Here is a 23,084-nt window from a genome sequence, read left to right on the forward strand (position 1 = left end):
CGGGTTCGGGGCCGCTGTCAGACGACCACGAGGTTCTTGGTGCTCAGGGTGAGGAGTTCGGGCTCCCCAGCCCGCACGACGAGCGTGTCCTCGATGCGCACGCCACCGCGCCCCGCGAGGTACACGCCGGGCTCGACGGTGACCGCCATACCGGCGGCCAGTGTACCGACGCCCGTCGCGGCGAAGCTGGGCGCCTCGTGGATCTGGAGGCCGACGCCGTGCCCGAGGCCGTGCGCGAAGTGCTCGCCGTGGCCCGCGTCCGCGATCACCGTCCGCGCGGCGGCGTCCACATCGGACACCTCGGTACCCGGCACGACGGCGGCGACCCCGGCTGCCTGGGCGGCGTGCACGAGCTCGTAGACCTCCCGCTGCCAGTCCGCGGGCTCGCCGAGGACGAAGGTGCGGGTCATGTCGGAGTGGTAGCCGTCGACGGTCGCGCCGAAGTCCAGCTTGACGAAGTCGCCGCGCTTGAGCTCGGCGTGCGTCGGCTGGTGGTGCGGGATGGCCGAGTGCGCGCCGGCGGCGACGATGGAGGCGAAGCTGGGCGCGGACGAGCCGTGCTCCAGCATGCGGTTCTCCAGGTCACGGGCGACGTCCAGCTCGGTCCGCCCGGGCCGCAGCCCGCCGGCGGCGACCAGGTCGTCCAGCGCCCGGTCGGCGGCGGCGCACGCCTGCCGCAGCGCCTCGATCTCGGCTTCGTCCTTGACCTCGCGCAGCCGCTCGACCAGACCGGGGGTCCGCGTCAGGGTCACCTGCTGCTTGAGGGCTTCGTAGGTCTCGACGCTGACGTGCTGGCTCTCGAACCCGAGCCGCCCGTAGGTCTTGGCGTCCTCGGCCGCCCGGGCGACGAGAGCGGCGGCGCTGGCCCGGTCGACGACGGTCTCGAGGTCGGGCACCTCGGCGGCCGATTGGGTCGTGTAGCGGCCGTCGGTGCAGAAGAGCGTCTTGTCGTCGCCGCCGGCGTGCAGGAGGACAGCGGCGTTGGAGCCGGTGAACCCGGTCAGGTAGCGGATGTTCAGCAGATCGGTGATCAGCAGCGCGTCGACACCGGCCCCGGTCAGGAGCTCGCGCAGCGCGCCGCGACGTCGTCCATGGGTTTCAGGCACCCGTCCACCCTAGTGCGCGCCACCGGGGCAACTCGTCGGTAACCTGGCCTACACTCCGCAGGATGAGCGCTTGGGTGATCCGTGGCCTCGGCATGGCGCTGCTGCACGGCGTGGCGCTGACGCTGCTGGCCAAGTACGCCGTCTACCACCCGACGGACCAGACGCTGATGACTTCGCTGGCCCTGGCGGTCCTGGTCGGCGCGGCGGCGCTGTGGGCCGCGCTGGACGCGTGGCGTGGCCTGCCCGACCGCGGCCGGGCGTGGTTCATCGCCGCGCTGGTGGCGGGCGTGGTGTCCGGAATCCTGTACGTGATCGGCCGCGCGGTGTTCGTGGACCAGACGGGGGTGGCCGAGCTGGGCGGAGCGCTCACCGGCGGGGCGGCCTTCTCGGCCCTGCTGGTCCTGATCCCGGCGGGGCTGGGGTTGTTCGTGGGCGGCCGGATCGGAAAGTCCCCGGACACCGACGCCTGACCGCTCTCCCGCAGCCGGTCGTGAGTGGGAAACAGGGTCAGAACACTGTTTCTCGCTCACGAGGCGGTGGTCAGCCCACCAGGGACGGGCCCGGTGGGTAGCCGTCCCACTGGGCCGGGGGCACCGGGCGGGCCGTCGAGCCGTTGTCGCCCACGGCGGCCGGGTCGGGGACCGGCCAGCGGCGGCCGTCCAGCACGAAGGCGAAGCCGCGGTCCGGTGCCTGGACCGCTTCCGCGCCCGAGCGCAGCCGGGTCGTCAGGGGCAGGGCCGCCAGTGCGGGCGGCGCCTTGTCGAGGACTTCGCCCGCCAGCGCCACCGCCACCGCGCGGCGGTCCACGCGGACGCGGCCACCGGCGCGGACCAGGTCCATCGTGCGTTCCGGCGAAGGTGCCGTCACGCCGTCGAACGTCGCCGCCGTCCGGCCCGGGTTCGCGCAGGCCTGGCTCCCCAGCAGGTCCAGCCCGAAGTGCCGCAGGTCGGTCGGGGCGTTCGCGCCGCCGTTCGTCGTCGCGCGCACGAGGTCGAAGGGCACCCGGTCGCACGGGTCGGCCGGCGACAGCGGCGCGTGGCCGTCCGGACGGCGCACCAGGTCCGGGCCTTCCCGCCACGGCCCGGGGACGAGCACGGGCCGGTACGGGTGCTCGGTGAAGTCCGCGGTCCAGAACGTCAGCGTCGTCCCGCCGTCGGTCTCGTGCGCGACGACGAACGCGGCGAGCGCGCCCACCCACATCAGGTCCGCGCTGAACCCGTCGACGATCGACCGGGCCCGCGGCGCCGCGGTCGAGGCCACCGGCACGAACCCGCCGACGTCGAGGGCCTGCACCCCGGCCCCGAACGCCGGGTCCCGCGAGCGGAGCAGGAACTGCCCCGCGCCGTTGGCACCCGCGGCACGGCCGGTCGTGTCGGTGAACATCAGGTAGAACCAGCCGTCGAGATAGACGACCGACGGCTGGCCCGCGCCGTAGACGTTCTCGCGGTGCACGTCGTGCGACGGCCCGAGGATCGGCCGTCCGCCGGCCGCGCGGGTCCAGTGGATCCCGTCGGGACTGGTCGCGAGCCCGATCGAGTTGCCGAGCGCGTGGTCCCCGGCGGCGCCGGTGTAGTACAGGTAGTACGTCGAGCCGACGCGCAGCACGGACGGATCGCACGTGTGCATGCCGTCGAACTGCCCGGGCGCCCCGGAGAACACGGCGGCCGGGATCCCGCCGTCCGGCCCGGTGAACGGCCCGTCGAACGACGGCGCCTGCGCGTAGAGGACGTCGTCCCCGGGCGGCCCGGCGCCGCCGTACTGGCTGCACCACCACATCCGGGTCTGCCCCCGGTCGAGCATGACGGACGGCCCGTAGTTGTAGACGGAATCGGCCCCACCGGCGGCGACGACACCGTCACTCTGCCGGGAGTCACCCGAAGGGAGTTCGACATCGGCGGGCCGCCGCGGCGCCACGGTCTTCCCGCCCGCGATCGCCGGGTGTTCGCCGGCCGCCTGCGGCTGGGCGTAACCCTCGGTGCACCCGGCGAGCAGCAGCCCCGCCAGCACACTGGCGAGCAAGGCACGAGCGGGTCGCCGACCCCCACGACGAAACGGGTGCACGGCACCGGAGTGTAGCGAGCACCTTCACCCGTCCGAGCGACCGCGGTCCGGCGCGGCGGTCCCCCACTCGTGGCGCCCCGCGGTCAGCCCGCGTCCCCGAACGCAGTGAATGACTCATTCCTGGGGTCCGATGCCAGGAATGAGTCATTCACTGCACCCCGTGCTGCCTGGACCGAGCCCGTCCGCCGGTCACTCCGCTGCCGCGGGACCTTCCGCCGCGACCAGCTCCACCTCGAACCCGGCCTCGTTCTCCAGGTACGCCGCGTAGTGGGCGGGGCCGCCCGCGTGCGGGTACTTCTCCGCGAACAGCGGCCGCCAGCCGTGGCCCCCCGCCCGGGCCGCCAGCTCGTCCACCTCCGCCCGCGTCCCCACGTGCAGCGCCAGGTGGTTCAGGCCCGGTCGCGTGCGCTCGTGCCCCGCCGCGCTCAGCGCCGGTGACTCCTCGACCACCAGATACGTCCCGCCCAGCCGCCAGCTGACGCCCGCGGGCCAGCGCTGGAACTCGCGCCACCCGAGCTCCCCGAGCAGCCAGCCCCAGCTTCGCGAAGCTTCAGCGAGGTCCGGCACCCACAGCTCGATGTGGTGCGGCCGCCCGTGGACCGACGGCAGCGCGACCAGCACGCGGTGCCGGTCGCCGTAGTGCACGCCGCTGCCGACGTCGAGGAAACCCAGGCGTTCCGCGACTTTCCGGCTCGCCGCGTTCCGCTCGTGGACCAGCGCCCACACCGCCGGGAGCCCGAGCGTGCCGAGCCCGTGGTCCAGCAGCGCGCGGGCCGCCTCGGTGGCCAGGCCCTGTCCCGCGTGCGCGCTCGCGACGTAGTAACCCAGCTCGGGCACCTCGCCCGGCAGCTCCCACGACGGACGCAGGTGCGCGACGCCGACCACCTCGCCGTCGCGCTCGATCACCCAGTGGCCCTGGCCCGCGGGGCCGCGGTGGGCCAGGCGGCGGTCCACCATCTCGCTCGCCACGGCCGGGTCGGAGAAATCCGCCGCGAAGTACCGGCTCATTGCCGGGTCGGCGAACACCTTCACCACGGCTTCGCGATCGGCCTCGGTCAGCGGCCGCAGCGTCAGCCGGGCCGTCGCGAGCAGGGTCATCCCGCGTGGGTGGCGAGCCAGCGCAGGGCGAGCGGGTAGCCGTCCACGCCGAGGCCCGCGATCACCGCCGTCGCGATGTCCGACAGCACGCTGTGGTGCCGGAACTCCTCCCGCTTGTGCACGTTGGAGATGTGCAGCTCGATCAGCGGCGCGGTCAGCTGCGCCGCGGCGTCGCGCACCGCGATCGAGTAGTGCGTCCACGCGCCGGCGTTGAGCACCACCGGGTGCCCGCCGTCGGCGGCTTCGTGCAGCCAGCCGACCATTTCGCCCTCGTGGTCGGTCTGCCGGACCTCCACCTCGATCCCCAGCTCGGCGCCGGTCTTGACGCACAGCGCCACGAGGTCGTCGTGGGTGGTCGAGCCGTAGACCGACGGCTCGCGCTTGCCGAGCCGGCCGAGGTTGGGGCCGTTGAACACGAACGCCTTCACAGCAGCACGCTCCCGCCGCTCGGGGTCGGCTCCGCCGCGATCGCCGAGTAGGCGGCCGCGAGCAGCGCCGGATCCGGGCCCTCCAGCCGGCCGGGCTTGCCGAGGGCGTCGAGGACGACGAACCGCAGCGCCCCGGAGCGGGTCTTCTTGTCGCCCTTCATGGATTCCAGCAGCTGCGGCAGCGCGTCGGCGTCGTACGACGTCGGCAGGCCGAGCAGCCTCAGCACGGCCGCGTGGCGCTCGGCCGTGGCGTCGTCGAGGCGCCCGGCCAGCCGCGCCAGCTCGGCGGCGAACACCAGGCCGACGCTGACCGCGGCGCCGTGCCGCCACCGGTAGCGCTCGCGGCGCTCGATGGCGTGGCCGAGGGTGTGGCCGTAGTTGAGGATTTCCCGCAGGTCGGACTCGCGCAGGTCGGCGGCGACGACGTCGGCCTTGACCTGGATGGACCGGCGCACCAGCTCGGCGAGGACGTCGCCGGCCGGGTCGAGTGCCGCGGCCGGGTCGGCCTCGATCAGCTCGAGGATCCGCGGGTCGGCGATGAAGCCGGCCTTGACGACCTCGGCCATCCCGGCGACGAGCTCGTTCGGCGGGAGCGTCTCCAGCGTCGCGAGGTCGACGAAGACCGCGCTCGGCTCGTGGAACACCCCGACGAGGTTCTTGCCGGCCTCGGTGTTGATGCCGGTCTTGCCGCCGACCGCGGCGTCGACCATGCCGAGCAGCGTCGTCGGCACGTTGACCAGCCGGACCCCGCGCATCCAGGTGCCGGCGACGAACCCGGCGAGGTCGGTGACCGCGCCGCCGCCGAGGCCGACCACGGCGCCGCGGCGGTCCAGCCCGATCCGGCCGAGCACCTCCCAGCAGAAACCGGCGACGGTCAGCGCCTTGCCGTCTTCGGCGTCCGGGATCTCGACGCGGTGGGCGTCGAGGCCCGCGGCGTTGAGCTCGTCGCGGATGGCCTCGGCGGTGGCGGTCAGCGTCGGCGGGTGGATCAGCGCGATCTTCGAGGCGTCGGCCAGGTGCTCGGTGAGGTCGCCGAGCAGGCCGCGGCCGATCACGACGTCGTAGGGCTGGGCGGTGGCGACGGTGATCCGCACCGGATCCGACTGCGCCGAATCAAACACCGGTTGACTCACTCCTTGGCTTCGGCGGGAGCGGCGAGCTCCGCCACGAGGTGCGCGACGATCTCGGGGGGCGTCCGGTCGTCGGTGACGATCTCGACGGTGGCGACCTCGCGGTAGACGGGCACCCGCTCGTCGAGCAGTTTCTTGAAGGTGGCGCGGGGGTTCACCCCGGCCAGCAGCGGCCGCGCACTCGACAGGCCGGTGCGCTGCACCCCCGCCGCGAGGCCGACGTTGAGGAACACGACGGTGTGCTCGGCCAGCCGGGCGCGGGTGCCCGGGGTGAGCGGCGCGCCGCCGCCGAGGGAGAGCACGCCCTCGTGCTCCGCCAGCGCGGTGGCGACCGCTTCTTCTTCCAGGGCACGGAAAGCGGGTTCGCCGTCTTCCGCGAAGATGTCGGAGATGCTGCGGCCGGCGCGGGCCACGATGTCGTCGTCACTGTCCCGGAACGCGACGCCGAGCGCCTCGGCGAGCAGCGGGCCGACGGTGCTCTTGCCCGAGCCGGGCGGGCCGACGATCACCGCGCGAGGACTCACCACCGCTCCTCGAGGGCCTTGAGGTACGCCTCGGCGTTGCGCTTGCTCTCGGCGAGCGAGTCGCCGCCGAACTTCTCGAGCGCGGCGTCGGCGAGGACGAGTGCGACGACGGACTCGAGCACGACCCCGGCGCGGGGCACCGCGCAGACGTCGGAGCGCTGGTGGATGGCCACCGCGGGCTCGCCGGTCTTGACGTCTACTGTGGACAGTGCTTTGGGGACGGTCGAGATCGGCTTCATGGCCACGCGCACGCGCAGCGGCTCGCCGTTGGTGATGCCGCCTTCGAGGCCGCCCGCGCGGTTGGACCGGCGCGTGACGCCGACGGGGCCGGTGCCGCGGTCGATCTCGTCGTGGGCCTGGCTGCCCCAGCGGCGTGCGGTCGTGAAGCCGTCACCGACCTCGACGCCTTTCATCGCCTGGACGCCCATCAGCGCGCCGGCGAGCCGGGCGTCGAGCCGGCGGTCCCAGTGGACGTGCGAGCCGAGGCCCGGCGGGAGGCCGTAGGCGAGGACCTCGATCACGCCGCCGACGGTGTCGCCGGCTTTGCGCACGGCGTCGACCTCGGCGACCATCGCGTCGGTGCCTTCCTGGCTGAAGGAGCGCACCGGGCTCTCGTCGATGGCGGCCAGGTCCCCCGGCTGCGGGAGCGGGCCCTCGGGCGCGTCCGCGCCGCCGATCGAGACGACGTGGCTGAGGATCTCGACGCCGAGCAGCTGCTGGAGGAAGTTGCGCGCGACGGTGCCGAGAGCGGTCCGCGACGCCGTCTCGCGGGCGCTCGCGCGCTCCAGGATGGGCCGGGCCTCGTCGAAGCCGTACTTCTGCATGCCGGGCAGGTCCGCGTGGCCGGGGCGGGGCCGGGTGAGCGGTTCGTTGCGCGCGAGGCCTTCGAGGACCTGCGGGTCGACCGGGTCGGCCGCCATGACCTGCTCCCACTTGGGCCACTCGGCGTTCTCGATGTGGACCGCGACGGGGCCGCCCTGGGTGAGGCCGTGCCGGACGCCGCCGAGGAACTCGATGTGGTCGGTCTCGAAGCCCATCCGCGGGCTCCGGCCGAACCCGAGGCGGCGCCGGGCCAGCTGCTCGGTGACGTCGGCGGTGGTGACGGCAACGCCCGCGGGCATCCCTTCGAGCACGGCGGCCAGCGCGGGTCCGTGCGATTCACCTGCGGTGATCCAGCGCAACATGGGCTCAATCCTGTCACGGGCGCGGTCGGGGCCGTGACATGCCTCCGCTCATCCCGCACCGCGGAAGACCCACCCGCCCCCTTCCCGTCCCCAGAGGGTCGGCCCACGTACCCACAGGGTCGGCCTGCGCACCCAGAGGGTCGGCCCGCGTACCCCGAAGGTCGGCCTGCGTACCCAGAGGGTCGGCCCGCGTGATTGGGCAGGCATCTCCCGTGATTCGCGGGGCATCTCACGTGATTGGGCGGGCATCACGCGTGATTGGCGGGGCATCACGCCAATGCCCGCTCAATCACAGGTAATGCCCGCTCAATCACGGGTGATGCCCCTCCAGTCACGGGTGATGCCCCTTGGGGCACGGGCGGGGGCCGGGCGGGCATGGGGTGGTGGCTCATCCGGGGCCCCCTGCGGCCCGGATGAGCCACCGGCTCAGAGGTTCAGCCGGAGCAGGGGCAGGCCGTTCGCCAGCCGGACTTCCAGGGCCGCCAGGTCCGACTGGCGCAACGCCGTGCCGATCGAAAGGCGGGCCGTGTTGTCCGGGATCGCCTTCCAGGTCGCCAGCTGGGTCTCCGTTCCGGAGCGCGAGATCGCCACCAGGAGGTACTCCCCGCCGCTGCGGCCGCCGGTGTAGCTGCACGACATGTCGACCTGGGTGCCCCAGTCGAACGCCGCCAGGCGGGCGTCCGCGCGGACCGGGAACTGGCCCAGCGCCGTCATCGCCACCGCGGGCGGCGGCACGGGCAACGGCGCGGGCGGCCGGGACGAGGCCACCACCGCCAGCGCCACGCAGGCCGACACCGCCAGGGCGGCCGACGCGGACGTCACCGCGACCCGGAGCCGGCGGCCGCGCCGGACGCGGCGGAGCACCGCCGGCAGCAGGTCCGGCGGCGGCGGACCGCCGTCCGGCAGCGAAACCGGCGTGTCCACCCTGGCCAGCAGCCCGGGCAGCCCCGCCAGCTCGCGCACCGAGGCCGCGCACCGGTCGCACGTGCGCAGGTGCTCCTCGAAGCGCTGCCGGTCTTCGGGGGCGAGCGCCCCGAGCACGTATGCGGCGTCGAACGTCGCGAAGGGGTCTTCGCTCACTGGGTCACTCCCCTCTCCTCGAGCACCAGGCGGAGTGCGCGCAACGCGTAGTGCGTGCGCGACTTGACCGTCCCTTCGGCCACCCCCAGCTTCAGCGCCGCGTCGGCGACCGAATAGCCCTGGAAGTAGCACAGCAGCAGCACCTCGCGGTGCCGTTCCGACAGCTCGGCCAGCGCCTCGGCGACCAGCCAGCCCTGCACCGCGCGGTCGGTGCCGTCGGCGACCACGCGGTCCGGCGGCCGGTCGGTCGGCACCTCCGACCGGGCCGACGCCGACCGCCAGCCGTCGATGGCGATCCGCCGGGCGACGGTGAACAGCCACCCCCGCGCCGAGCCCTGCGACTGGTCCAGCACCGACGGCGACCGCCAGGCCCGCAGCAGCGTCTCCTGGACGACGTCCTCGGCGCGGATCCGGTCACCGGCGGTCAGGTGCAGGGCGTAGGACCACAGCGCGGCCGCGTGTTCCTCGTGCAGCGCACGCATGAGCGCCTCTTCGGCGACGTCCTTCACCGGCGGGCCTCAGACCGTCGCGCGGCGCCGGTCCTTCACGAACATCAGCGCCAGGCCGCCCACGATGCAGACCGCCTCCGTGATGACACCCCAGTACTCCGGCTGGCTGTTGAACTGGTCGTGGTTGCCCATGAACCCGACGGTCGCGGCCAGCACGTACGCGCCGAGCGTCAGCGCCCCGAACCCGACCGCGCCCAGCGCCGGGAGCCAGTGCCGCCAGGCCAGGACGGCGATCGCGAGCACCAGCCCGGCGATCGCGTCGAGCAGGAACAGCGTGCCGGTGATGCCCGAGTACCCCTGCGTCCACAAGAAGTAGTGCACGCCCGCCGAGCCGAGCAGCGCGGCCGCCACGACGATGCGTAGAACCCAACTCACCATGATCGTTCCTCCACTCCACACCCACTCCGGTAGATACACGGAACAGGGGGCGATCCGGTTCACCGGAAATTGAACCGAACGGGGGGCGCTCTCGTTCTTTAGGTCATGACAGCCGAACTGCACTCCCGCCGCACCGTCCTGACCACCGGTGCCGCCGTCGCCGGTGCCGCCGTCGGCGCCGTCGCCCTCACCGCCTGCTCGTCGGATTCGAACGGCAAGTCCGGCACCGCGCAGGCCCCGATCGCCGCCGGGACGCCGCTGGTCGCGCTCGCCGAGGTCCCGGTCGGGCAGGCGAAGGCCGCGAAGGCCCCGGACGGTTCCGACGTGATCGTGGCCCGGACGTCCGAATCGGCCTGCGCCGCGTTCAGCGCCGTGTGCACGCACCAGGGCTGCACCGTCACGCCGAAGGGCGCCGACCTGGTCTGCCCGTGCCACGGTTCGGTGTTCAACGCCCTCACCGGCGAGGTCAAGCAGGGCCCGGCGAACAAGCCGCTGCCGTCGGTGCCGGTCAAGGTCGAGAACGGGAAGGTCGTGACCGGCTGACGAGCCGGGCGCACGAACGGGCCCTTGTGGACGATGATCCACAAGGGCCCGTTCGCGCGCCGGGGAGAACTCAGGCGTCCCAGGAGAACAGCCGGTCGCCGGCGGCGACCTCGCGCTCGGTGTCCAAACCGGACAAAACCTCCGCCGAGGCGTCCAGCGCGACGACCGGGACGATCGCCGAGTAGCCCGCCGCGGTCACCGCCTCCGGGTCCCAGCTGACGACCGGCTGGCCGGCCCGCACCTGCTCGCCCTTGACGACGTGCAGCGTGAAGCCCTCGCCCTTTTCCTTGACCGTGTCGATGCCCAGGTGGACCAGCACGGCCTTGCCGTCTTCGGTCGCGATGACGTAGGCGTGCGGGTGCAGCGTCGCCACCGTGCCGTCGACCGGCGCGACCGCGTCCGACCGGCCGCCCGCGGGCTGCACCGCGATGCCCGGACCCACCATGGCCTGCGCGAACACCGGGTCGGGGACCTCGGTGATCGGCACCACGCGCCCGGCGACCGGGCTGAGGATGTCGAAGCTCACAGCAGGTCCTCGATGTCGCTGGCGATCGTGTCCGCCTCCGGCCCGACGATCACCTGCAGGGCCGTCGACCCCATCTTGACCACGCCCATCGCGCCGGCCTTCTTGAGCGCACCCTCGTCGACGAGGCTCATGTCCTCGACCTCGCAGCGCAGCCGCGTGATGCAGCCCTCGACCTCGGTGAGATTGCCCGCGCCACCGAGTGCCGCCAGGATCTTTTCGGGCCTGTCATCCGCCATCGCGGTCTCCTTGATCGCTGTTTGTTCCCAACCTGACGCGAACCGCGTGTCCACCTGTACTACGCCGATCGTCGGCATGCACCCCGCCGCGGGCCACGAACGGATAACGGTGGTTGACACCCGTCCGCACGGCGGAGCATCCTGCCCCATCAGATCATTGGTCTAGACCGGAACGTACCAATGTTCCGGGCCGGACGCGAGCACCGGTCCCCGGTGACGTGAGAACGAGGAGGGTGACGCCGATGAGCGCGGCCGCGCACGTCCCGCCGCCCGACAAGGTTGTCAACGGGCCCACGCCCAAGCACGCCCAGCTGCGGGAAATCCTCCGCCGCACGGTGGAGCGCGAGCTCCCGCCGGGTGCGCCGATCCCGTCGGAACGCGAGCTGGCCCAGCGCTACGGCGTGTCGCGGCTCACGGTCCGGTCGGCGATCGGCAAGCTGGTCGAGGAAGGCCTGCTCGCCCGGGTCCGCGGCAAGGGTACCTTCACCGCGGCCCGGCGGATGGAGCTGCAGCTCTACCTGATGTCGTTCACCGACGACATGCGGAGGCGGGGGCTGACCCCGACGACCGAGGTGGTCTCGGCGGCCACCGAGGTGCCGCCCACCGCCTCGGCGCACGCCCTCGGCCTGGCCGAGGGCGCGTCCGCGCACCACCTGGTGCGCCTGCGCCACGCCGACGGCGTGCCACTGGCCGTCGAACGTGGCTGGTACCACGCGGGCCGGGCCCCCGGCCTGCTCGGGCTCGACCTGACCCAGTCCATCTACGCGCAGCTGGCCGAGACGTACGGTGTGCGTCCCGACCGGGCGTGGCAGACGGTCTGGGCCGAAGGCGCGGACCGCGAGACGGCCCGGCTGCTCGGCATGCGTGCCGGCAGCCCGCTGCTCGTGTTCCGGCGGGTCTCCAGCGCGAACGGCGACCCCATCGAAGACATCACGTCCTGGTACCGGGGAGACCACTACCAGGTGACCATGCAGTTGGACCGGAACACCCCGGAGCCCGGTCAACCACCCCACTATGGAGGAACCAGATGAGCACCACCACCGCGGAGGGGGCGAAGAAGAGCGGCGGAGGCCTCGCCGGTCTTCAGCGCTTCGGCCGCAGCCTCATGCTTCCCATCGCCACCCTCCCGGCGGCCGGCTTGCTCAGCCGGCTGGGCCAGCCGGACGTCCTCGGGGCGGACGGCCTGGGCTGGGACAAGGTCGCCGATGTCATCGGTGCGGCGGGCAGTGGCCTCTTCGACTGGCTCCCGCTGCTGTTCGCGATCGGTATCGCGGTCGGCTTCGCCCGCAAGGGTGACGGCTCCACGGCGGTCGCCGCGGCCGTCGGCTGGGTCGTGTTCAACAAGGTCATCCAGGCCATCGCCCCGATCAAGAGCCAGGAAGGCTACAAGCCCGGCTGGGACCTGGCCCCGATCCACTGGCCCTACAGCGTCCTGACCGGCATCGTCTCCGGCATCGTCGCGGCCCTGCTGTGGCAGCGCTTCTACCGGATCAAGCTGCCCGCCTGGCTGGCCTTCTTCGGCGGCCGCCGGTTCGTGCCGATCGTCACCGCGTTCGCGATGATCATCCTCGGTGTCGTCTTCGGCATCGTCTTCAAGTGGGTCGACGCGGGCATCCACAACATCGGCGAAGTCGTCGTCGGCTCCCCGGTCGTCGGTGGCGGGATCTACGGCTTCCTGAACCGCCTGCTCATCCCGGTCGGTCTGCACCAGCTGCTCAACGTCCCGGTGTGGTTCATCTTCGGCGGCGGCGACCTGACCAACTTCTTCAACCACGTGCAGGGCTCGGGCACGTTCATGACCGGCTTCTTCCCGGTGTTCATGTTCGCCCTGCCCGCCGCCGCGCTGGCGATTTGGCAGACCGCCCGCCCGGCGCAGAAGAAGGTCGTCGGCGGTGTGATGATCGCGGCCGCGCTGACCTCGTTCATCACCGGTGTCACCGAGCCGATCGAGTTCTCGTTCATGTTCGTGGCGTGGCCGCTGTACATCTTCCACGCGATCATGACCGGCCTCACCCTCGCCGTGGTGAACGCCCTGGGCATCAAGCTCGGCTTCTCGTTCTCCGGCGGCGCGATCGACTTCGCGCTCAACTCGAGCCTGGACACCGCGCACAAGGCGTGGCTGCTCATCCCGATCGGCCTGGTCCTGGCGGTGATCTACTACTTCGTGTTCCGGATCGTCATCACGAAGTGGAACCTGCGCACGCCGGGTCGTGAGGACGACTCGATCGAGGCGGACCTCGAGCGGACTTCCGCGAAGTAACATCCCCACCGACGTAGTACCTGTTGAGCGAGAGGACGAACATGCCGGAGAAACGCGTCGCCGTGGCCAGCAAGGTGGGGCTGCACGCCCGGCCGGCCGCGCTGGTGGCGAAGGCGGCCGCGGCGCAGCCCGTCGCGGTGCAGATCGCCAAGGCCGGCGGGGACCCGGTGGCCGCCGGCAGCGTGCTCAACCTGATGACGCTGGCCGCCGGCTACGGTGACGAGGTCATCATCAGCGCCGAGGGCGACGGCGCCGAGCAGGCCGTGGAAGCGGTCGCCCAGCTCGTCGCCACCGACCTCGACGCCTGACGAACACCCCGCGAAGGCCCCCGCACCGGTCCCCGACACCGGTGCGGGGGCCTTCGTTTCGTAGGGTGGGCGCATGGAGAGCGTGCGCCTGATCGACGAGTGGCCGGTGGACGACGCCGCGACGGCCGTGGTGGCGGCGGACGGGAGCGTCCTGGGCCGCCACGGCGACACCGCGCGGAAGTTCCGGCTGGCCTCGGTCTCCAAGCCGCTGACCGCCTACGCCGCGCTCATCGCGGTCGAGGAAGGCGTGGTCGAGCTCGACACCCCGGCCGGGCCCGAGGGCTCGACCGTGCGGCACCTGCTGGCCCACACCTCCGGGCTCGCCTTCGACGCGCACAAGGCGATGGCCGCGCCGGGCACGCGGCGGCTCTACTCCAACGCCGGGTTCGAGCAGCTGGCCGACGCGCTGGCCGAGCACTCCGGCATCCCCTTCGCGCAGTACCAGGCCGAAGCGCTGTTCACCCCGCTCGGCATGACTTCGACGGCCCTCGACGGCTCGCCCGCGTCCGGCGCGGTGTCCACTGTGGACGACCTGGTCGCCTTCGCCGCCGAACTGCAGGCTCCGAAGCTGCTGGACCCGGCCACCGTGGCCGCGGCGACGGACGTCGTGTTCCCCGGCCTGTCCGGCGTGCTCCCCGGGTTCGGGCACCAGAAGCCCAACGACTGGGGCCTCGGCTTCGAAATCCGCGACCACAAGAGCCCGCACTGGACCGGTGCGCGGAGCTCGCCGCGGACGTTCGGCCACTTCGGCCAGTCGGGCACGTTCCTCTGGGTCGACCCGGACGCGGGCGCGGCCTGCGTCGCACTGACCGACCGGGCGTTCGGCCCGTGGGCCGCCGAGGTCTGGCCGCGCTACACCGACGCCGTCCTGGCGGACCTCGGCGCGTGAAGCGGGCTTTCCTCGCCGCTCTCCTGCTGCTCACCGCCTGCAGCGCACCCCGGGCGGCGCCCGCGCCGACGTCGTCCCCGCCGGCACCCGCGGCTCCCCGGGCGCTCGGCACGAACGGCGCCGCGGTCCCGGTGCTGCACTGGGCGCCCTGCCACGGGTCGTTCCAGTGCGCGGGCGCGGCGGTGCCACTGAGTTACCGCGACCCGAAGGGCGCCACGATCACGCTGTCGGTGATCCGGCTGCCGGCGACCGACCCGGGACGGCGGCTCGGCTCGCTGTTCTTCAACTTCGGCGGCCCCGGCACGGACGGCGTCGGCGAGCTGACCCGGTTCGCCGCCCGCTACCCGCCGGAGCTGCGGGCCCGGTTCGACCTGGTGAGCTTCGACCCGCGCGGGATCGGCGGGTCGGCGCCGATCAGCTGCCCGGGCGCGGACCACCTGCCGCCGGCCGGGTCGCCGCTGCGGGACCCGGACGCGTTCTTCGCCGCGAGCGCCGCGACGGGCCGGGCCTGCGCGGCCTCGGGGGCCCTGCTGAGCCACCTCTCGACGGCGAACGTGGCCCGCGATCTGGAGCTGCTGCGCCAGGCCGTCGGGGACGCCTCGCTGAACTTCTACGGCTACTCCCTACGGCACGTACCTGGGCGGCACGTACGCGAACCTGTTCCCGGACCGGGTCCGCGCGATGACTCTCGACGGCACGCTGGACCTGGTCGCCAACGCCACCGGGAAGCCGGGGCAGGAGCAGCAGCCGGTGGACGTGCGGGCCGACGTCGCCGGGGCCCAGCAGCAGGAGCTGGACCAGTTCTTCGCGGTGTGCGCCGCGGCCGGGCCGAAGTGCGCCTTCTCCGCGGGCGACCCGAAGCAGAAGTTCGCCGGGATCTTCGCCCGCGCGTCCCGGGGGCCGGAGGTGGCTTCCCTGATGAAGACGGTCGGCAGCGCGCTGTACCAGTCCGGCCGGTGGAAGCGGCTCGCGCAGACCCTCGCCGCGATGCCGGCGGACCCCGGGCCGGCGGTGCCGGTGCTCGACCCGGCCGTGCCGGCGCACTCCCCCGGGTTCCTGGCCGTCCAGTGCGTCGACAGCGACAACCCGCAGTCCCCTGGGGACTACGCCGCCCTCGCCGCCCGGGAAAGCGCGCGCCAGCCGTATTTCGGGCTGAGCGCGGTCTATTCGATGGCGCAGTGCGTCGGCTGGCCGGCGCGCGACGAAGACCGGTACACCGGGCCGTGGAACCGGCCGCGGACGAACCCGGTCCTGGTGCTGAACAACCGGTTCGACCCGGCGACACCCCTGCACAACGCCGAGGCGACTGCGGCGGAACTGGGCGACGGCCGGGTGCTCGTCGTCGACGGCTACGGCCACACCTCGCTCGACGCCCCGAGCGCGTGCGCTTCGGCGGCCGTGGTGCGGTACCTGACGGACCTGGCCGCCCCGGCGCCCGGGACCACCTGCCCACCGGACACCCTGCCGTTCCCCTGACCCCCTCGTGAGTGGGAAACCGGGTTGGAACACTGTTTCTCACTCACGACCAGCCGCGGCAGGGGGTTCAGCCGAACGGACCCCGCCGGCAGGGTCCAAAGACCCTGCCCACGGCCGGGCACGGGTGGTGTCATCGAAGGGTGCAGGCCCGCCGCAGGGCCGGTGCGGGGACCTCGGGCCCCGGCGGGCCGCACGCCTTCTTCACTCCATGACGCGGATCGGCGATCCCGCCTGGTAGGCGGCGATGTCCTCGACCGCGTCGCCGTAGAAGATCTCGTAGACCTCCCGGGTGACGAAGCCGATGTGCGGCGTCAGGACCGCGTTGTCGAGTGTCCGCAGTGGATGGTCGGCGGGGAACGGCTCGGTGTCGTAGACGTCCAGCGCGGCGGCGCGGATCTCCTTGCGCCGCAACGCGTCCACCAGCGCGGCTTCGTCGACGATCGGGCCGCGCGAGGTGTTCACCAGCAACGCCGTCGGCTTCATCGCGGCGAGTTCGGCCGCGCCGACCAGGCCGCGGGTGCGCTCACTGAGGACCAAGTGGACGGACAGCACGTCCGAGCGCGCGAAGAGCTCGTCCTTGGTCACCGCGGTGACGCCGTGCGGGTCCGCCTTCTCCTGCGTCAGGTTCTGGCTCCAGGCGATGGTCTCCATCCCGAAGACCTGGCCGATCTTCGCCGCGCCGGCGCCGAGCCTGCCGAGGCCGAGCAGGCCGAGCGTCTTGCCGTGCAGCATGGTGCCGACGCCGGTCTGCCAGCCGCCCTCGCGCATGGACCGGAACTCCTGCGGCAGGTTCCGCGACGCGGCCAGGATCAGCGCCCAGGTGTGCTCGGCGGTCGGCTCCCCGATGTAGCCGGTGGCGGACACGACGATGCCGCCCCGCCGCGCGGCGGCCACGTCGATGGCCGCGTTCCGCTTGCCCGTGCTGACCAGCAGCTTCAGATCGGGAAGGGCGCCGAGCACCTCGGCCGGGAACCGGGTGCGCTCGCGCATCGCGACGACGCAATCGAAGCCCTGCAGCTGCTTGACGACGTCCGTGAGGGGTTCGGTGAAGACCGTGATGTCGGCCTTCAGCGAGTCCCAGTCCCCGAAGGTGAGGGCGACGTTCTGGTAGTCGTCGAGAATCGCGATCCGCATGGCCTCACCGTAGTGGCTGCCTCACCCGGCGGCGGGCGGCTCCCCGGGGAAGAGGATGGGGCTGAGCAGGTACCGCGTGCGGTCGGGGGTGGCCGGGTTGGCCAGCCGCGGGAGGATCGCGGCCCGCAGTTCGCCGACCAGGGCGAGCAGCTCGTCCCGGGTCAGCCAGACCGCGTGCTGCTGGTAGCCGACCGGGTCGGCCGAGGGGTCGGCGTCGTCGCGGTCGAGGTAGGCGTTGAACTCGGCGACCAGGGTGGCGACCGCCACGGCGAACCCGCGCCGGTGGTCCTCGGCCGACATCGCCGCGACCGTGCCGGGGTCGACCGACGCCCGGTCCCGGCGCAACCGGTAGTGGCGCTCGACCGCGCCGCGGACCCGGCGTTCCTCGGCCACCTCCAGGACCTCGGCGGCGGCGAGCAGGTCGACGTGCCGGTAGAGCATGGCTTTCGAGACGTCCGGCAGGAGCGCGCCGAGCTGGGCGGTGGTGAGGGTCCGTTCGCCGCGCAGGGCGTGCACGATCCGCAGCCGCACCGGGTGGCCCAGGAGTTCCAAAGTGTCCACGCTCAATGTTCTCATTAAGTGATACCGTTTGCAAAACACGAGAACGGTGGGGGTCGGAAATGACGGACACAGCAGTGGTCGCCCGGGCGGTCGTCGACCTGACGGCGGCGGGGCGCTTCACGGAGGTCGAGGAGCGGTTCGCGCCGCGGCTGCGGGCGGCGGCGTCGGCGGGGACGCTCCGGGTGGGCTGGGAGACGGAGATCGCGAAAACCGGGCCGGTCCGCGCGGTCGGCACCCCGGTGAGCGAGCCGCCCGCGGCGGGACTGGTCCGGGTGAGCGTGCCGGTGACCTGCGAGCGCGGGGGCCTCACGGTGATCATGTCGGTGGACGACGCCGGCCTGCTGCACGGCCTGCGGCTCGCGCCGCCGTCCGCCACGTCCTGGGAGCCACCGCCCTACGCCGAGCCGGACCGGTTCACCGAGCACGAGGTCACCGTCGGCACCGGCCCGCTCTCGGTACCCGGCACGCTCACCGTTCCCCGGGGGCGGGGCCCGTGGCCGGGGCTGGTGCTGCTGGCGTCGGGGCCCGCCGACCGCGACCTGACGACCGGGCCCAACAAGCCGTTCAGGGACCTGGCGTGGGGGCTGGCTTCCCGGGGCGTCGCGGTGGCCCGGTTCGACAAGGTGACCCACGTCCACCCGGAAACCGGTTCCGCACCCGGCTTCACGATGGCCGACGAGTACGTGCCGCACGCGACCGCCGCCGTCCGCCTGCTGCAGGAGCGGCCGGACGTGGACCCGGCGCGGGTGTTCGTCCTGGGGCTCAGCGGCGGCGGCAAGGCGGCGCCGCGGGTCGCGGCCGCCGAGCCGTCGATCGCCGGGGTGATCAGCCTGGCCGGTGACACGCTGCCGCTGCCGCAGGCGGCCGTCCGGGTCGCCCGCTACCTGGCCGAACTGGACCCCGGTCCGGCCACCACGGCGGTGGCCGAGTCGGTCGCGCGGCAGGCGGCGCTGGTCGAAAGCCCCGGCCTGTCGCCGGCGGCGGACCTGCTGTTCGGCTGGCCCGCCTCGTACTGGCTGGACCTGCGCGACTACGACCCGGTCGCCACCGCCGCCGCGCTGGACAAGCCGATACTCATCCTGCAGGGCGGCCGGGACTACCAGGTGACGGTGACCGGCGACCTCGCGCGCTGGCGGGCGGGCCTGGCCCGGCGGTCCGACGTCACCATCCGCGTCCATGAGGCCGACGACCACCTCTTCTTCCGCGGCGAAGGGCCGTCCACCCCCGCCGCCTACGAGGCACCTCAGCACGTCGATCCGGCCGTGGTGACCGACGTCGCGGACTGGATTTCTTGAACGTGTTCAAAAACCGCGCTACCGTCAGTCTTGAACACGTTCAAAACTGGAGGAACCATGGACCCGATAGTCCTCGCGTACGCGCTCTACCTGCTGATCAGCATCCCGCTGACCGTCCTCGTGGCCCGGACGCTGAGCAAGCACGGCCGCACCTTCCTCACCGAGGTCTTCGCCGACAGCCCCGGCCTGGCCAACGCCGTCAACCAGCTGCTGGTCGTCGGGTTCTACCTGGTCAGCCTCGGCTTCGTGACGCTCTTCCTGACCAGCAGCAGCTTCGTGGTCAGCGCCCGGGACGTCTTCGAGATGCTGTCGGTCAAGATCGGCACGGTCGCGCTGGTGCTCGGCGTCATGCACCTGTTCAACGTGCTGGTGTTCAACGGCATCCGGCGCCGCCACCTGGCCCCGAAGCCGGCCCCGGTGCCGCTCGCCCACCCGGGCGTGCCGCAGGCCCCGCCCTTCCCGGCTCCCTGACGGCGCTAACGTGCAGTGCGTGGCCAAGAGCGAGGAAACGCGGTCCCTGATCGTCACGACCGCGATGCGGCTGTTCACCGAGAACGGCTACGACCGCACGACGATGCGCGCGATCGCCGCCGAGGCGGGCGTCTCCGTCGGGAACGCCTACTACTACTTCTCGTCCAAGGAACAGCTGATCCAGGGCTTCTACGACGAGATGGCCGGGCAGCACCTGGCGACGGCCCGGCGGCTGCTGGACGGCGAAACCGGCTTCGCGGCCCGGCTGAAGGCCGTGCTGCTGTGCTGGCTCGACGTCGCCGAGCCCTACCACCGCTTCGGCACGCAGTTCTTCGTCAACGCGGCCGACCCGGAGTCGCCGCTGAGCCCGTTCAGCGCCGACTCCGCGCCCGCCCGCGAGGCATCGATCGGCCTCATGCGCGAGGTCGTCGAGGGCTCCGACGTCAAGCTCGACCCGGAGCTGCGGAAACAGCTGCCGGAATTGCTCTGGCTGTTCCAGATGGGCGTGGTGCTGTTCTGGGTCCACGATCGCTCGGCCGGCACGAAACGCAGCCGGCTGCTGGTGGAGCGCAGCGTCCCGCTGCTGGCCCGGCTGGCCGCGCTCTCCCGGCTGCGGGTGTTCCGGCCCGTCAGCCGGGAGATCGCCGACCTGATCCGGGAACTGGCCAAGCGGGAATGAACCCCACGGCCTTTTCCCGGCTCGTCATTCCTTGCGGGAAATCACCTCGGTGGCCCCGTTCTTGCTGAACGCGGCCCACAGGTTGAAACCGATGATCGCCACCCCGGCAATCAGCCACAACCAGATGAAACCCCCGGACTTGTTCGCGTTGACGAACCCGAACACCAGGATTGCCACACCGAAGACGGCCCCGAAGATCGCCACGGGTTTGGACGGCTTCACTCGGAAAGACGACATTCACCCACCCCAGTTCAGTAAAGTTCCGCGAAAGTGAGAACCGCGGGATGAGTGCCCGGTATCACCCGGTTTCAAACCCGTCCCGCTGCGCCGCGCGGGCGCGTTCGAGGATTTCCTCGACCACCTCCGTCTTGGCGTCGGCGTAGTGCTGGATGTACTTCCACGTCTTCGCGGCCAGCTCTCGCTTCTTCGCCGCATACAGCTCCAGCTCCTCCGGGTGCGAGCGCAGGCGGTCGCGGAAGAGGCGGTAGCGCGGGGTCTGGCCGTTGCCCGGCGAGTAGACGTGCAGGTTGATGTTCGTGTCCGGGCCCTTGAAGCAGCGGTGCTTCTCCCAGTCCGGCTCCCGGATGACGAGCCGGTAGCCCGCCGCCTCCAGGTCCGGGACGTAGGCGTCCTCGTCGCCGGAATCGGGGACCTCCAGCAGGATGTCGACGATCGGCTTGGCGCACAGGCCGGGTACCGACGTCGAGCCGACGTGCTCCAGCACGAGCACCCGCTCCCCCAGCACCCCCCGGATCCGCTCGGCTTCCCGTTCGAAGAGCCGCGGCCACTCCGGGTCGTAGTCCGCGAGCGTGACGGTCGAGTTCAGCTTCGGTGCTTCGCCGACCCACGCACTCTGGACCTCTTCGTCGCTCAACGCGTCTTGACTGGTCATTCCGGTAGACCCCCTTCAGTAAGGCAGTCGACCAGATTATCAACGCACGCAACCGATTTATTCGATCGGCAGCGGCAGCAGGTTCCCGGTCGCTTCGCGCAGCGCGTCGCGCATCGCCGCCCGCGGGGCCGGGCGGCCGGTGAAGTGCTCGGCCTGGCCGAACGCCTGGTGCAGCAGCATGTCCAGCCCGGTCGCCAGCCGGCCGCCGCGCGCCGCGACCGCTTCGGCCAGCGGTGTCGGCCACGGGTGGTAGATGACGTCGAGGACGTGCTCGACCTCCGCGAGCTCGGCCGCGTGCGCCCCGACCGCGTCCGGCGGGACGGTGTTCACCAGCACCGCCGCGGACCCCAGGGCCGCGAAGTCCGTGTCGGCCCAGCGCAGGACGTCGACGTCGAGCGCGGCCCGCTTCGCCGCGTCGAGGGTTTCGCCGGCCCGGGCGGGTTCGCGCACGACCAGCCGCACCTGCCGGACACCGAGCGAGGCGAGGCCGACGACCGCCGCCGCCGCGGTGCCGCCCGCGCCGAGCACCACCGCGGTGTCCGCCGGGGACGGCTCGTAGCCGCCCGCGGCACGCAGCGCGCCGGTGACACCCTCGACGTCAGTGCAGTCCGCGAGCCAGCCCCGCGCGGTGCGGACCAGCGTGTTGGCCGCGCCGACGGCGGCCGCGCGCGGCGTCACCTCGTCCGCGTGGTCCAGTGCCGCGCGCTTGCCCGGCATGGTGACCGAAACCCCGGCCCACTCCGGGCCGAGGCCGCCGACCAGGGCCGGCAGCTCCTCGGCGCTCGTCTCGATCCGCTCGTAGGTCCAGCCGGTCAGGCCGAGCGCGGCGAACGCGGCGCCGTGCAGCACCGGGGACAGCGAGTGCGCCACCGGCTTCCCGAGCACGGCGGCCTTGCGGGGTTCAGATGACACCGCGTTGCCGGGCCAGGTCGCGGTTGCGGTTGTGCTCGTCGTTGGTGACCGCGAAGCAGGACAAGCCGTTCTTCTCGCACTTGACGAAGTACACCCAGTCGCCGTCCGGCGGCTTCACCGCGGCCTTGATCGCGTCCACGCTCGCCACCGCGATGGGCGTCGGCGGCAGCCCGGTGTTCTTGTAGGTGTTGTAGGCACCGGACTTCGCCCGCTCGCCTTCGTCGGTCAGCAGCGTCGGCCGGTCCAGCACGTAGTTGACGGTCGAGTCCATCTGCAGCCGCATGTTGATCTTCAGCCGGTTGTAGATGACCCGCGAGAGCTTGCCGAAGTCGGCCTTCACCGCCTCGCGTTCGATGATCGAGGCGATGATCAGCGTCTGGTACGGCGTCATCTCGGGACCGGCCGACTGCGGGGTCAGCCCGGCGTTCTGGATCGCCTCGGCCGAGCTGCGCACCAGCTGCGTGAGGATCTCCTGCGCGGTGGACCCGGGCTTGACGTCGTAGACGCCGGGCGCGATCAGGCCCTCCAGCCTGCGGTCCTTGCGGTCGGCCTTGTTCGCGGGCTCGATCGCCCAGTCCGGCACGCCGAGCTGCTTGAGGTCCGCCGCGTCGACGGCCTTGCGCAGGTCGTCCGCCGAGACGCAGGTGCTCTTGCCGTTGAGCTGCGCGCAGGACGCCTTCGCCATCAGGCTGTACACGCCGGGCGTGACCTTGCCGTCGGGCTGGGTGATGTCGTCGAACTGCGTGTACGGCCGGATCTCCAGCTGGCCGACGCGGGCGGCCGCGTCGGTGATCCGGTCGACCGCGCTGGCCCCGGACATGTGCGACTTCATGACGTAGAAGCCGTGCTGGACCCGGGCGAGCTTGGGGTTGCCCTCGCCCGCCTTGACGAACGCCTTGGTGCTGGCGACCACGCCCGCGCTGGCGAGCTTCGCGCCGATCGCCGACGTCGTGTCGCCGTCGTCGACCTGGAACACCACATCGTCGGTGCCGGCCCCGTCGAAGTCCTCGTAGCCGAAGAACTTGTTGAAGCCGTACCAGGCACCGCCCGCGAGCAGGGCGATCACCGCGATCGCGGCGATCCAGCCGAGGGCGCGCTTGCCCTTCTTCTTCCGCGGCCGTCCGGGCTCTTCGTCGTAGTCGTCGTACTCCTCGTCGTACTCCGACTCGTCGTAGTCCTCGTAGTCGCCGTACTCGTCGTAGTCCGCGTACTCGTCGTCTTCGGCGAAGAGCTCGGACTCCTCCTGCGGCGCACGCGGCGACTCGGCAGGGGGCGACGGAGCCAGCGCGGGCAGGACGTCGGTCACCGGCTCCTCGCGCACGGGCGAGGCGGGCGGGCGGCGGCGCGGCTCGGCGCCGGGTTCGGGCACGCCTGCGGAGCGGTCACCCGGCTGGCCGGGCCGCC

General features: G+C 72.4%; 27 protein-coding genes and 1 pseudogene. 10 read left to right on the plus strand and 18 right to left on the minus strand.

Features of this window, described 5'->3' with window-relative positions:
• Positions 1-17: 17 nt before the first annotated feature.
• Complete coding sequence (locus tag IE317_RS39505) at positions 18-1,106, minus strand: M24 family metallopeptidase (protein WP_191316485.1); 1,089 nt, start codon at positions 1,104-1,106, stop codon at positions 18-20.
• Positions 1,107-1,168: 62 nt separating this feature from the next.
• On the opposite strand from IE317_RS39505, the gene IE317_RS39510 reads away from it, so the two are divergent.
• Positions 1,169-1,576: a B-4DMT family transporter gene (locus tag IE317_RS39510; protein WP_191316486.1), complete on the plus strand. Its 408-nt coding sequence runs from the start codon at positions 1,169-1,171 to the stop codon at positions 1,574-1,576.
• Positions 1,577-1,646: 70 nt separating this feature from the next.
• Here the strand turns inward: IE317_RS39510 and IE317_RS39515 are convergent, their stop codons facing one another.
• From IE317_RS39515 to IE317_RS39555, 9 genes are all read right to left on the minus strand, one after another.
• Positions 1,647-3,125, minus strand: a complete 1,479-nt coding sequence (locus IE317_RS39515; protein ID WP_191316487.1) for a beta-xylosidase — start codon at positions 3,123-3,125, stop codon at positions 1,647-1,649.
• A 231-nt stretch (positions 3,126-3,356) separates the two neighbouring features.
• Entirely contained in the window at positions 3,357-4,265 is a 909-nt protein-coding gene (locus tag IE317_RS39520; RefSeq protein ID WP_191316488.1) for a GNAT family N-acetyltransferase, read from the minus strand.
• Entirely contained in the window at positions 4,262-4,693 is a 432-nt protein-coding gene (gene aroQ, locus IE317_RS39525) for a type II 3-dehydroquinate dehydratase (RefSeq protein WP_191316489.1), read from the minus strand. Before aroQ ends, IE317_RS39520 begins: the two co-directional genes overlap by 4 nt.
• Entirely contained in the window at positions 4,690-5,814 is a 1,125-nt protein-coding gene (gene aroB, locus IE317_RS39530) for a 3-dehydroquinate synthase (RefSeq protein WP_191316490.1), read from the minus strand. The genes aroQ and aroB overlap by 4 nt, the downstream gene beginning before the upstream one ends.
• A gap of 8 nt (positions 5,815-5,822) precedes the next feature.
• Positions 5,823-6,347 (minus strand): shikimate kinase, encoded by a 525-nt coding sequence (locus IE317_RS39535; protein ID WP_191316491.1) that lies wholly within the window; start codon positions 6,345-6,347, stop codon positions 5,823-5,825.
• The gene (gene aroC / locus IE317_RS39540; protein WP_191316492.1) at positions 6,344-7,531 is read right to left on the minus strand and encodes a chorismate synthase; all 1,188 of its coding nucleotides are present in this window, start codon (positions 7,529-7,531) and stop codon (positions 6,344-6,346) included. The genes IE317_RS39535 and aroC overlap by 4 nt, the downstream gene beginning before the upstream one ends.
• 426 nt (positions 7,532-7,957) lie before the next feature.
• Entirely contained in the window at positions 7,958-8,611 is a 654-nt protein-coding gene (locus IE317_RS39545) for an anti-sigma factor family protein (protein WP_191316493.1), read from the minus strand.
• Positions 8,608-9,120 carry a sigma-70 family RNA polymerase sigma factor gene (locus IE317_RS39550; protein WP_191316494.1) on the minus strand — a complete coding sequence of 171 codons (513 nt, stop codon included), beginning with the start codon at positions 9,118-9,120 and terminating at the stop codon, positions 8,608-8,610. Before IE317_RS39550 ends, IE317_RS39545 begins: the two co-directional genes overlap by 4 nt.
• A gap of 9 nt (positions 9,121-9,129) precedes the next feature.
• Positions 9,130-9,498, minus strand: coding sequence for a hypothetical protein (locus IE317_RS39555; protein WP_191316495.1), 369 nt, complete (start codon positions 9,496-9,498; stop codon positions 9,130-9,132).
• A gap of 105 nt (positions 9,499-9,603) precedes the next feature.
• On the opposite strand from IE317_RS39555, the gene IE317_RS39560 reads away from it, so the two are divergent.
• Positions 9,604-10,041: a QcrA and Rieske domain-containing protein gene (locus IE317_RS39560; RefSeq protein ID WP_191316496.1), complete on the plus strand. Its 438-nt coding sequence runs from the start codon at positions 9,604-9,606 to the stop codon at positions 10,039-10,041.
• A gap of 70 nt (positions 10,042-10,111) precedes the next feature.
• Here IE317_RS39560 and IE317_RS39565 read toward each other — a convergent pair whose 3' ends face one another.
• Positions 10,112-10,567, minus strand: coding sequence for a PTS sugar transporter subunit IIA (locus tag IE317_RS39565; RefSeq protein WP_191316497.1), 456 nt, complete (start codon positions 10,565-10,567; stop codon positions 10,112-10,114).
• Positions 10,564-10,953: a PTS glucose/sucrose transporter subunit IIB gene (locus IE317_RS39570; RefSeq protein ID WP_308443422.1), complete on the minus strand. Its 390-nt coding sequence runs from the start codon at positions 10,951-10,953 to the stop codon at positions 10,564-10,566. The genes IE317_RS39565 and IE317_RS39570 overlap by 4 nt, the downstream gene beginning before the upstream one ends.
• A gap of 92 nt (positions 10,954-11,045) precedes the next feature.
• Here IE317_RS39570 and IE317_RS39575 point away from each other — a divergent pair, with 92 nt between their 5' ends.
• The 5 genes from IE317_RS39575 to IE317_RS45230 all read left to right on the plus strand — a co-directional run bounded on the left by IE317_RS39575 (position 11,046) and on the right by IE317_RS45230 (position 15,736).
• Entirely contained in the window at positions 11,046-11,834 is a 789-nt protein-coding gene (locus IE317_RS39575) for a GntR family transcriptional regulator (RefSeq protein WP_191316498.1), read from the plus strand.
• On the plus strand, positions 11,831-13,063 hold the full coding sequence (locus IE317_RS39580; RefSeq protein ID WP_191316499.1) for a PTS transporter subunit EIIC: 1,233 nt from the start codon (positions 11,831-11,833) through the stop codon (positions 13,061-13,063). The genes IE317_RS39575 and IE317_RS39580 overlap by 4 nt, the downstream gene beginning before the upstream one ends.
• A gap of 41 nt (positions 13,064-13,104) precedes the next feature.
• The gene (locus IE317_RS39585; RefSeq protein ID WP_191316500.1) at positions 13,105-13,371 is read left to right on the plus strand and encodes an HPr family phosphocarrier protein; all 267 of its coding nucleotides are present in this window, start codon (positions 13,105-13,107) and stop codon (positions 13,369-13,371) included.
• Positions 13,372-13,444: 73 nt separating this feature from the next.
• Entirely contained in the window at positions 13,445-14,260 is an 816-nt protein-coding gene (locus tag IE317_RS39590) for a serine hydrolase domain-containing protein (protein WP_191316501.1), read from the plus strand.
• Positions 14,261-14,941: 681 nt separating this feature from the next.
• The gene (locus tag IE317_RS45230) at positions 14,942-15,736 is read left to right on the plus strand and encodes an alpha/beta hydrolase (protein WP_268246959.1); all 795 of its coding nucleotides are present in this window, start codon (positions 14,942-14,944) and stop codon (positions 15,734-15,736) included.
• A 201-nt stretch (positions 15,737-15,937) separates the two neighbouring features.
• On the opposite strand, the gene IE317_RS39600 is transcribed toward IE317_RS45230, so the two are convergent.
• Positions 15,938-16,870 (minus strand): D-2-hydroxyacid dehydrogenase family protein, encoded by a 933-nt coding sequence (locus IE317_RS39600; protein ID WP_191316502.1) that lies wholly within the window; start codon positions 16,868-16,870, stop codon positions 15,938-15,940.
• 21 nt (positions 16,871-16,891) lie between these two features.
• A complete protein-coding gene (locus IE317_RS39605) occupies positions 16,892-17,431 on the minus strand; it encodes a helix-turn-helix domain-containing protein (protein WP_191316503.1) in 540 nt (179 codons plus the stop codon).
• 59 nt (positions 17,432-17,490) lie between these two features.
• Here IE317_RS39605 and IE317_RS39610 point away from each other — a divergent pair, with 59 nt between their 5' ends.
• Genes IE317_RS39610 through IE317_RS39620 form a run of 3 tightly spaced genes read left to right on the plus strand, consistent with a single transcriptional unit; the run spans position 17,491 to position 19,876 of the window.
• Complete coding sequence (locus IE317_RS39610) at positions 17,491-18,726, plus strand: alpha/beta hydrolase (RefSeq protein ID WP_191316504.1); 1,236 nt, start codon at positions 17,491-17,493, stop codon at positions 18,724-18,726.
• Between the two features lie 57 nt (positions 18,727-18,783).
• Positions 18,784-19,197, plus strand: a complete 414-nt coding sequence (locus IE317_RS39615) for a hypothetical protein (RefSeq protein ID WP_191316505.1) — start codon at positions 18,784-18,786, stop codon at positions 19,195-19,197.
• A 19-nt stretch (positions 19,198-19,216) separates the two neighbouring features.
• A complete protein-coding gene (locus IE317_RS39620) occupies positions 19,217-19,876 on the plus strand; it encodes a TetR/AcrR family transcriptional regulator (protein WP_191316506.1) in 660 nt (219 codons plus the stop codon).
• A gap of 24 nt (positions 19,877-19,900) precedes the next feature.
• On the opposite strand, the gene IE317_RS39625 is transcribed toward IE317_RS39620, so the two are convergent.
• The 4 genes and pseudogenes from IE317_RS39625 to mltG form a co-directional block, all read right to left on the minus strand.
• Positions 19,901-20,113 carry a hypothetical protein gene (locus tag IE317_RS39625; RefSeq protein ID WP_229903158.1) on the minus strand — a complete coding sequence of 71 codons (213 nt, stop codon included), beginning with the start codon at positions 20,111-20,113 and terminating at the stop codon, positions 19,901-19,903.
• Positions 20,114-20,186: 73 nt separating this feature from the next.
• A pseudogene (locus tag IE317_RS39630) lies at positions 20,187-20,768 on the minus strand (GrpB family protein); the annotation flags it as partial.
• 57 nt (positions 20,769-20,825) lie between these two features.
• Complete coding sequence (locus tag IE317_RS39635; protein WP_229903162.1) at positions 20,826-21,653, minus strand: shikimate dehydrogenase; 828 nt, start codon at positions 21,651-21,653, stop codon at positions 20,826-20,828.
• Between the two features lie 16 nt (positions 21,654-21,669).
• A partial coding sequence (gene mltG / locus IE317_RS39640; RefSeq protein ID WP_373309229.1) for an endolytic transglycosylase MltG occupies positions 21,670-23,084 on the minus strand: 1,415 nt, incomplete at its 5' end.

Source organism: Amycolatopsis bullii (assembly GCF_014654205.1).
In the GTDB taxonomy this organism is placed as follows: domain Bacteria; phylum Actinomycetota; class Actinomycetes; order Mycobacteriales; family Pseudonocardiaceae; genus Amycolatopsis; species Amycolatopsis plumensis.

What these genes read in the sequence shown, in the direction of transcription:
- IE317_RS39510 (WP_191316486.1), top strand. Translation starts at nt 1,169, where the DNA reads ATGAGCGCTTGGGTGATCCGTGGCCTCGGCATGGCGCTGCTGCACGGC.
- IE317_RS39520 (WP_191316488.1), bottom strand. Translation starts at nt 4,265, where the DNA reads ATGACCCTGCTCGCGACGGCCCGGCTGACGCTGCGGCCGCTGACCGAG.
- aroC (WP_191316492.1), bottom strand. Translation starts at nt 7,531, where the DNA reads ATGTTGCGCTGGATCACCGCAGGTGAATCGCACGGACCCGCGCTGGCC.
- IE317_RS39555 (WP_191316495.1), bottom strand. Translation starts at nt 9,498, where the DNA reads ATGGTGAGTTGGGTTCTACGCATCGTCGTGGCGGCCGCGCTGCTCGGC.
- IE317_RS39560 (WP_191316496.1), top strand. Translation starts at nt 9,604, where the DNA reads ATGACAGCCGAACTGCACTCCCGCCGCACCGTCCTGACCACCGGTGCC.
- IE317_RS39570 (WP_308443422.1), bottom strand. Translation starts at nt 10,953, where the DNA reads ATGGGGCAGGATGCTCCGCCGTGCGGACGGGTGTCAACCACCGTTATC.
- IE317_RS39575 (WP_191316498.1), top strand. Translation starts at nt 11,046, where the DNA reads ATGAGCGCGGCCGCGCACGTCCCGCCGCCCGACAAGGTTGTCAACGGG.
- IE317_RS39580 (WP_191316499.1), top strand. Translation starts at nt 11,831, where the DNA reads ATGAGCACCACCACCGCGGAGGGGGCGAAGAAGAGCGGCGGAGGCCTC.
- IE317_RS39585 (WP_191316500.1), top strand. Translation starts at nt 13,105, where the DNA reads ATGCCGGAGAAACGCGTCGCCGTGGCCAGCAAGGTGGGGCTGCACGCC.
- IE317_RS39590 (WP_191316501.1), top strand. Translation starts at nt 13,445, where the DNA reads ATGGAGAGCGTGCGCCTGATCGACGAGTGGCCGGTGGACGACGCCGCG.
- IE317_RS45230 (WP_268246959.1), top strand. Translation starts at nt 14,942, where the DNA reads ATGACTCTCGACGGCACGCTGGACCTGGTCGCCAACGCCACCGGGAAG.
- IE317_RS39600 (WP_191316502.1), bottom strand. Translation starts at nt 16,870, where the DNA reads ATGCGGATCGCGATTCTCGACGACTACCAGAACGTCGCCCTCACCTTC.
- IE317_RS39610 (WP_191316504.1), top strand. Translation starts at nt 17,491, where the DNA reads ATGACGGACACAGCAGTGGTCGCCCGGGCGGTCGTCGACCTGACGGCG.
- IE317_RS39615 (WP_191316505.1), top strand. Translation starts at nt 18,784, where the DNA reads ATGGACCCGATAGTCCTCGCGTACGCGCTCTACCTGCTGATCAGCATC.
- IE317_RS39625 (WP_229903158.1), bottom strand. Translation starts at nt 20,113, where the DNA reads ATGTCGTCTTTCCGAGTGAAGCCGTCCAAACCCGTGGCGATCTTCGGG.